We start from the raw sequence: 5,452 nt of genomic DNA, 5'->3' as shown, positions 1-5,452 counted from the left end.
CCGAAGCCCCGGCCCGTCGGCCCGTACCCCACAACCGACGTGCCTGCTTCCTCCCCGCGCCCCACGAGAAACGCGCGTGCAGTTGACTGGATGATCTTCGCTCCGTGCCCGTATGCCCCGCTGTCCATGACCGGTTCGGCCCACCCCGCCGACCGCGCCGGACAGCCGCTCCCTCCCCTCGGCCCGATCGGCCGGAGGTGGGGAGTGCCTGGTCGACACCCATGGCCACACCGAACCCGTGCGCCGGCCCCGCCTGCCGGTACGGCGCAGGCGGTGACCGTTGATCGTCCCGTCATGCCCGAGTCCCTGGCGGTGTGCCCGAGTTCGAGTGTGGCTGCGGCGGTCTGAACCACCCCTGGTACCGTGAGCGCGCGACCCCGAGGACCAGCGGGGTTACGCGGTTCCGACCAAACCGCGTCCCACCCCGCGCGCGTGAGGAACCGACCGCACACGCGAGGCCGGTCGTGCGACCGCCTCCCCGAACAACCCCCCCATCTATGAAGCCCGCGCAGGGACCGGCACTTCGTGTCCCGCCGGGCGGGTTAGGAGTCGCGGTGGCCCTGCTCAGCGCCGGAATCGGAGACACCCCGGGCGGTGAGGCACCGCCTCGGCTCGTCGGCCGCGACGCGGAACTCTCCCTCATCCGCGAGCAGGTCAAGGACACCGGCCGGGCGGTACTGCTGCGCGGCCCCGCCGGCATCGGCAAGACCCGGCTGATGCGCGCCGCGATCGACGCGGCGACCGAGCAACTGGCCGCCGACGACGCCTGCGTACTCACCGCCAAGTGCCCCGAGAACGGCAGCGGCGCCTACGCAGTCGTACGCGCCCTGTTCGCCCCCCTGCACCTGACCGACCCCGGCACCACGGGCCACCCCCTGCTGCGGGGCAGCGCCCGGCTGGCCCTGCCCGCGCTGACCCCGGGCCGTACCGCCGACTCCGACCCCGCCGACCTCTACGCCGTGATGCAGGGCCTGTACTGGCTCACCGCGGGACTCGCCGCCGACCGCCCGGTCGTGCTCGCCGTGGACGACCTCCAGTGGTGCGACGAGGCCTCCCTGCGCTGGCTCGGCTTCCTGCTCCGCCGCGCCGAGGACCTGCAGGTCGTCCTGATCCTCACCCTGCGCACCGAGGCCGAGGAGGAACTGCCCGCCGCACTGGCGGAGATGACCGACGTCCCCTCCTGCCTCACCCTCGACGTGCACCCGCTCGGCGAGGAGGCCGTCGGCGACCTCCTCGCCCACACCCTCGGCGGCCCGCCCGACGCCGCGCTCGTCGACACCTGCATGCGGATCAGCGGCGGCACCCCCCTCCTCGTGCACCTGCTGGCCGGCCGGTGGAAGGAGAGCGGCCCGCTCACCGGGCCCGGCGACACGGCGGACGAAGGCGCCGACGAGGAAGCCGACCTCGGCCTCGTGGCCCGCTTCCGGATCGACCGGCTCACGGCCGAACGGCTCGCCGTGGCCCAGGCCGTCGGCGTCCTGGAGGAGGAGACCGTCGACATCGTCGCCGCCCTCGCCGGCACCCAGCCCGAACCCGCCCAGCGCGTCGTGGAGGACCTGCGCGCGGCCGGACTGCTGCGCCCCGACGCCCTCGCCTACCGGCACGACCTCATCCGCGAGGCCGTACTGCAGACCCTGCGGCCCGCCGAGCGCGCCGCCCTGCACGAGCGTGCCGCCCGGCTCCTGGACGAGGCCGGACGCCCCGTCGAGAAGGTCGCCGTCCAGCTCATGCTGCTCCCGGCCAGCCCCGAGCCCTGGATGATCACCGCCCTGCGCTCCGCCGCCCTCGACGCCGAACTGCGCGGCGCGCCCGCCACCGCCGGCCAGTACCTGACCCGCGCCCTGTGCCACACCCCCGACGATCTCGACCTGCTCTCCCACACGGCCAGGGTCTTCGCGCACATAGCCCCCGGCACCGCCCTGGGCCACCTCGAACACGCGCTGGCGCAGCCGACCGACCCGCGCACCCGCTGCTGCCTGGTCCTCCAGTACGGCATCACCTCACTCGGCGCGCACAACTCGCTGCGCGCCTTCGACCTGGTGACCGAGGCCCTCGACCGGACCGTGGGGGAACTCGGCACGTCCCCCGCCGACCAGGCCCTGCGGGCCCGGGTGGAGGCCATGGTGCTGCTCTCCGGCCTCGACGAGACCTCGACCGTCGGCCGGGTCAGCCACCGCTTCCGCGACCGCACGCCCCCACCCGGCGAGACCCCGGACGAACGTCTGCTGCTGGGCATGCTCTGCGCACTGCGCACCCTGGAGGGCCGCCCCGCCGCGGAGTTGGTGCCCGCAGCCGAGCGCGTCCTGCGCCTGGGCGACGGCCCGCGCGGCGGCTGGGGAGCGCTGGGCGCGGTCCTCACCCTGTACCTGGCGGACGAGAACGAACCCGTCCAAGCCGCGCTCGGCACCCTCCTCGCCCAGGCCACGGCCCGCGGCGAGGCCTGGCAGTGCGCCCTCGTCTCCACCACCCGCTCCCAGGTGCACCTGTGGGCCGGGAACGTCACCCAGGCCCTGTCCGACGCACACTTCGCCCACGACCTCTTCGACCGCGAACTGCGGGTGTCGACCTCGGTCTCCCCGAAGTGCGCCCTCGCCGACGCCCTGGTACGACGCGGCGAACCGGAGCGGGCACAGCGGCTGCTCGCGGAGGTCCAACGCCCCCGGCTGGACCAGTTCTCCCTCGAATACCACGCCTTCCTGATGGCGAGGGCCCGCGCCCGGGCGGCCCTCGGCGACCTCGACGGCGCCCTGGAGGACCTGCTGCGCTGCGGCGACAGCCTCGCGGCGGCGGGCATCGGCAACCCGGTGCTGGCCCCTTGGTGGTTCGAGGCCGCCCCACTCCTGGCCCGGCTGGGACGCGAACACGAGGGCCACGCGATCGTGGAACGGGTGGCGGCACCGGTCGACGAGTGGGGTACGCCCCGGGCGCGCGGCATGCTGTCCCTGGCCCGAGGTGTCCTCACCCCGGACGACACCGGCCTGGACCACCTGACCGAGGCCGCCGACCTGCTCGCGGGGAGCCCCGCCCGGCTGGAGCACGCCCGCGCCGAGTACCTCCTCGGCCGGCGCCTGTTCGACCGCGGCGACGCCCAGGCCGCCCGCACCCGCCTGCACCGGGCCATCGACATAGCGGTGCTGTGCGGCGACAAGTCCCTGCTCGACGAGGTACGCCCGGTCCTGGCCGCCGCCCGCGGCCGGCTGCGCCGCAGCACCACCTCCCCGGCGGAGTCCCTCAGCGGCGGCGAACGCCAGATAGCCGAGCGGGCGGCGGCAGGAGCCACCAACCGCGAGATCGCCGAGGCCCTGTTCCTGACCCAGCGCACGGTCGAGTTCCACCTCACCAGCGTCTACCGCAAACTCGGCATCAGAGGCCGCCACCAAATCGCGTCGGCCCTGACCGTCACGCACCGCGAGCCCTGACCACTCTGACCACCCAGGACGAACGGATGGGGCGGACGTACCAGGAAGGATGTGTGTCCGGCCCACCCGCCGTTCTACAGTGGTCGGCATCAGTTCAGGCGACAGCACCTGTGAGGTATTCGCGGACATGCCGGCTGAAACTCTGGAGTTTCAGGTAGAGGCCCGTCAGCTGCTTCAGCTGATGATCCACTCGGTCTATTCGAACAAGGACGTCTTCCTGCGGGAACTTGTCTCCAACGCCTCCGACGCACTGGACAAGTTGCGTCTGGAGAAGCTCAGGGACGACTCCCTGGACGCCGATGTGTCGGACCTGCACATCGAGATCGACGTCGACAAGGACGCCCGCACCCTCACCGTGCGGGACAACGGCATCGGGATGTCGTACGACGAGGTCGGACAGCTCATCGGCACCATCGCCAACTCCGGCACCGCGCAGTTCCTGAAGGAGCTGCGGGAGGCCAAGGACGGCGCCAACACGGAGGGGCTGATCGGCCAGTTCGGCGTCGGCTTCTACTCCGGCTTCATGGTGGCGGACGAGGTCACCCTGGTGACCCGCCGGGCCGGCGAGACCAAGGGCACCCGCTGGACCTCCCGCGGCGAGGACACGTACACACTGGAACCGGTCGACGACGCTCCGCAGGGCACCTCCGTCACCCTCCACCTCAAGCCCGCCGACCCGGAGAACCAGCTCCACGACTACACGTCGCCCTGGAAGATCCGGGAGATCGTCAAGCGGTACTCGGACTTCATCACCTGGCCCATCCGCATGGTTCCGGAGCGCGGCAGCGACACGGACGGGGACAAGGCGCCCGAGCCGGAGACGCTCAACTCCATGAAGGCCCTGTGGGCCCGCTCGCGCGACGAGGTCTTGGACGACGAGTACCACGACCTGTACAAGCACATCGCCCACGACTGGCGCGACCCGCTGGAGACGATCCGCCTCCAGGCGGAGGGCACCTTCGAGTTCCAGGCCCTGCTGTTCCTCCCCGAGCACGCCCCCTACGACCTGTTCACCCGCGACTTCAAGCGCGGGGTGCAGCTGTACGTCAAGCGCGTGTTCATCATGGACGACTGCGAGGCCCTGCTCCCGCAGTACCTGCGCTTCGTCAAGGGCGTCGTGGACGCCGCCGACCTCTCGCTCAACGTCTCCCGCGAGATCCTCCAGCAGGACCGCCACATCGAGATGATGCGGCGCAGGCTGACGAAGAAGGTCCTGTCCACGGTCAAGGACCTGATGGCCAAGAACCCCGACAAGTACGCCACGTTCTGGCGGGAGTTCGGCACCGTCCTGAAGGAGGGCCTGGTCACCGACCCGGAGAACCGCGACGCCATCCTCGCGGTCTCCTCCTTCGCCAGCACCCACCACGACTCCGAGCCGACCACGCTCAAGAGCTACGTGGAGCGGATGAAGGACGGCCAGGAGGACATCTACTACCTCACCGGCGAGTCCCGGCAGAGCATCGAGAACTCCCCGCACATGGAGGCCTTCCGGGACCGGGGCATCGAGGTGCTGCTGCTCACCGACCCCGTCGACGAGGTGTGGGCGGACGCCGTCGGCGAGTACGAGGGCAAGAAGCTGCGCTCCGTCGCCAAGGGGCAGATCGACCTCGACGCCGAGGAAGACGACGAGGGAGAGGGCGAGAAGGAGAAGCAGACCGAGGACTTCGCCGCCCTGCTGGGCTGGATGAAGGAGCAACTGGCCGAGGACATCAAGGACGTACGCCTGTCCTCCCGCCTCACCGTCTCCCCGGCCTGCGTGGTCTCCGACACGGGCGACCTGACCCCGGCACTGGAGAACATGTACCGCGCGATGGGCCAGGAGGTACCGGACGCCAAGCGCATCCTGGAACTCAACCCGGGGCACGCGCTGGTGAAGAGCATCAACCAGGCGTACCAGGAGCGGGAGGACCGCACCGCGCTCACCGACAGCGCGCAGCTCCTCTACGACCTCGCGGTACTCGCCGAGGGCGGCCGCCCCAAGGACCCCGCCCGCTTCGTCAGACTGATGGCGGACCGCCTGGAACGCGCCCTCT

The 5,452-nt window shown here is 71.5% G+C and carries 2 protein-coding genes; both read left to right on the top strand.

What is annotated here, in order from left to right; genetic code table 11:
- Nucleotides 1–554: 554 nt before the first annotated feature.
- Complete coding sequence (locus GA0115233_RS39455) at nt 555–3,419, top strand: ATP-binding protein (RefSeq protein ID WP_255310515.1); 2,865 nt, start codon at nt 555–557, stop codon at nt 3,417–3,419.
- A gap of 127 nt (nt 3,420–3,546) precedes the next feature.
- Nucleotides 3,547–5,452: molecular chaperone HtpG (gene htpG / locus GA0115233_RS39450; RefSeq protein ID WP_093725560.1), on the top strand; the 1,906-nt coding region annotated here is incomplete at its 3' end.

Source organism: Streptomyces sp. DI166 (assembly GCF_900091315.1).
GTDB classification, from domain to species: domain Bacteria; phylum Actinomycetota; class Actinomycetes; order Streptomycetales; family Streptomycetaceae; genus Streptomyces; species Streptomyces fuscus.
This window is presented reverse-complemented; position numbering and strand designations above follow the sequence as displayed.